Annotated in this window: 2 protein-coding genes; both read left to right on the forward strand. The window is 61.0% G+C overall.

The genetic code is table 11. From position 1 onward, the window contains the following. The coding region (locus tag ABX749_RS26695) for a DUF1553 domain-containing protein (protein WP_372898685.1) at positions 1–2,179 on the forward strand (2,179 nt) is incomplete at its 5' end. Further along, on the forward strand, positions 2,169–3,387 hold a 1,219-nt coding region (locus ABX749_RS26700), incomplete at its 3' end, for a DUF1501 domain-containing protein (protein WP_372898686.1). The genes ABX749_RS26695 and ABX749_RS26700, both read left to right, overlap by 11 nt.

Below are 3,387 nucleotides of genomic sequence, written 5' to 3' on the forward strand. Positions count from 1 at the left end.
GATCGCGGGAGATGTCTTGTGGCCGGACGACGACCAGGCGGTGATCGCGACCGGCTTTCTGTCCGCCGGTCCCTGGGACTTTGTCGGTCAAGTCGAATCCAAAAGCGACCAACTGCGTCGGTCGGCTCGTGTGCTGGACTTGGATGACATGACCACGCAGGTCATGACCACCACCATGGCGATGACGGTCAATTGTGCCCGTTGCCACGATCACAAGCTGGACCCGATCTCGCAGCGTGAATATTACCAATTGCAATCCGTCTTCGCCGGCGTGCGGCGAGAAGCACGCGTCGTCAGCGATTCGTCCCTGAAGGCCTACGAATCGGCAAAGCAGCAATTGGTCCGACGTCGCAACCAGATCGACTTTGAACTCGCCCGGCTTGAAGGTGATGGACTCGACCTGGCCGACATCGTCGGCGGTGGAAACGGAAGCGGCACCGGGACGTTTCGCCAGGGCATCGACGTCCGCAGTGCCAAAGTACAGACCCGCGACTTCGGAAGACTCGGCAACGTCGCGCCCAATCGATTCGCCGCGTCAGACTTTGATTTTGTCGATGGCGTCTTTGTCCCCAACGGTGAGGAGGGTCGGGCCAAGATTCCCGTCTCCTCGACGGGCATCACTATCAACGGCTTGCCCACGACGTCTGGCGAAGCCTGGGACATGATTCGCAACGGTCCTGTCGCCAGCCAGCATTCACCCGCACTCGACGGAATCGATTTCACCCAAGACGGTCACAGCCTGCTGGGATTGCATGCCAACGCGGGGATCACGTTCGACCTTTCCGCGATCCGCCAGAGTCTGGCGGATGACGCTTCCGGCAAGAGTGCCGAAACGCCGCTTCGCTTCACCGCACACCTCGGTTACTTCGGGGCATCCGGTTCGCATCGTGCCGACGTGTGGGTCTTTGTCGACGGACAGAACGTGGCGGAGTTCAAACAACTCGGCCGCGACGATGGTTTACAGCCCATCGACATCGAGCTGTCCCCGGAGGTCCGTTTTCTGACACTCGTTTCGACCGACGGCGGCAACGGAATCGGTCATGATCAGATCGGCTTCGGTGATCCGCGCATCCGCCCGAAAACGTCGCCGACTCGCTCCGATGCCGATGCAAATCGCATCGAAACGCTCCGCAGCAAACGCAACGCGGTCACAGCAGAACTGGATGCACTCGGCCCACCGCCGCGATTTTATGGGGTGGTCGCCGAAAAAGGCTTGCCGGAGGTGCGTTTGTTGATTCGCGGCAATCCGGAAACCCCCAGCGGTGACGTGCTGCCACCGGCCGCCTTGTCGGCTCTAGCGATGTTAGATCCTGAACTCGGGACGATCGCGACGGACGAAGGGCAACGTCGGGTGGCACTGGCCCGATGGATCACGTCGATCGACAATCCCCTTGTGCGACGCGTCATCGTCAACCGACTCTGGCACTGGCATTTCGGTCAAGGTTTAGTCGACACGCCCAGTGATTTTGGATTCGGCGGAGGTCGTCCGTCGCATCCCGAACTGCTCGATTGGCTCGCCGAAGCATTGCTGCATCATGACTGGTCGCTCAAGGCCATGCACCGATTGATCGTGACCAGCGACACCTACAAACAGTCCAGCCGGTACCGCGAACCGGCGGCCAATATTGACGCCGAGAATCGACTGCTGTGGCGACAGAATCGCCAACGCATCGAAGCGGAAGCGATTCGCGACGCCGTGTTGTTTGTCAGCGGCAAACTGAACGATCGCCGCGGCGGCCCGGGATTCGAAGATTTTCAATACCAGGATGCCTACGCACCCATCTACACCTACACCACCGCCGACCGTCCGGAATTGTGGCGACGGAGCATCTATCGTTACATCGTCCGGACCACCCCCGATCGATTCCTCACCACGCTCGACTGTCCCGATCCGGCCAACCTGACACCGAAGCGGATCACGACCACCACCCCGCTGCAGTCGCTGGCCCTGTTCAACAACGACTTCATGCTCCGACAGGCTCGCTATTTTGCCGAGCGGATCGGGCGCGAGGCTGGAAGCGCCCCGGCGGCACAGGTTCACCACGCGTTCGCACTCGCGCTGGGACGGCAGCCGTCGCAGCAGGAAGCTCAATGGGCGACGGAGTTTGTCGATCGGCAAGGCTTGTTCGCCCTGTGTCGATCGATTTTTAATTTGAATGAGTTCGTGTATGTCGATTGACCCCAATCATGGCGCGATTTTAAGGCTTCCGAACCACTCGCGCCGCCAGTTCTTGCAATCGGCGGCCGGTGGAATCGGCTCGCTGGCGCTGACGGCGATGCTCGCCGGCGAAGGACACGGCGCAGGACACGGTCAATTGCATCATGCGGCCAAGGCCAAGCGTGTCATCCAGATCTTCTGTCCGGGTGGGATGAGTCAGGTGGACACGTTTGACTACAAACCCGAACTGGACAAACGCGACGGGTCGGCGTTCGATCCCGATGGTCAGTTGCAATTCTTTGCGTCCAAGCCGGGCAACTGTCGCGGCAGCCACTGGGAATTCCGCCGTCACGGGCAGTCCGGACTGTGGATGAGCGATCTGTTTCCACAGCTGGCCACCTGCATCGACGACATGGCGTTTCTTTACTCCATGCACAGCAAGACGGCGCTGCATGGTCCGGCCTGTTTCATGATGAATACGGGATTCACGCTGCCCGGTTTTCCCAGCATGGGAGCTTGGGTGACGTACGGACTGGGCAGCGAAGCCGATGATTTGCCTGCGTTTGTGGTGTTGCCCGATCCGCGCGGGCTGCCGCCCGGCGGGATCATCAACTGGGGCGCCGGATTTCTGCCGGCGCAACATCAGGCGACCACGCTGGACACCACCAACCCACAACACCCGATCGCCGATCTGTTTCCGCCCAAGGACTTTGCCCAGGTCACGCCGGCCGGCGATCGAGCCGGGTTGAGTTTTCTGCAGCGGTTGAATGAACTGCACCGCCAGAACCGCCCCGGTGACACGGAGCTGGACGCGCGGATCAAGGCGTATGAAATGGCGGCCCGGTTGCAGCTGAGTGCTCCCGAAGCGACCGACCTGAGCCGGGAAAGTCAAACCACGCGAAACCTTTACCAGACCGATCATCCAGACATCGGTCCGTTCGGACGACAGTGCTTGTTGGCGCGACGACTGGTCGAGCGCGGCGTGCGATTTGTGCAACTCTATTGTGGAGCGGAGAACACGACGGCCAAGAAGATCCGTCCCAATTGGGACAGCCACGAAGACTTGCCCCGCGACCACGGCTACTGGGGCGCCGTTCTGGACGGCGGCGCCTCGGCGTTGTTGAAGGACCTGAAACAGCGTGGCATGCTGGACGAGACGTTGGTCATCTGTACGACCGAATTCGGACGTCAGCCGGCGGCGCAGGGCAATGGCCTGGGGCGCGACCACA

Source organism: Stieleria sp., from assembly GCF_041595215.1.
In the GTDB taxonomy this organism is placed as follows: Bacteria; Planctomycetota; Planctomycetia; order Pirellulales; family Pirellulaceae; genus Stieleria; species Stieleria magnilauensis.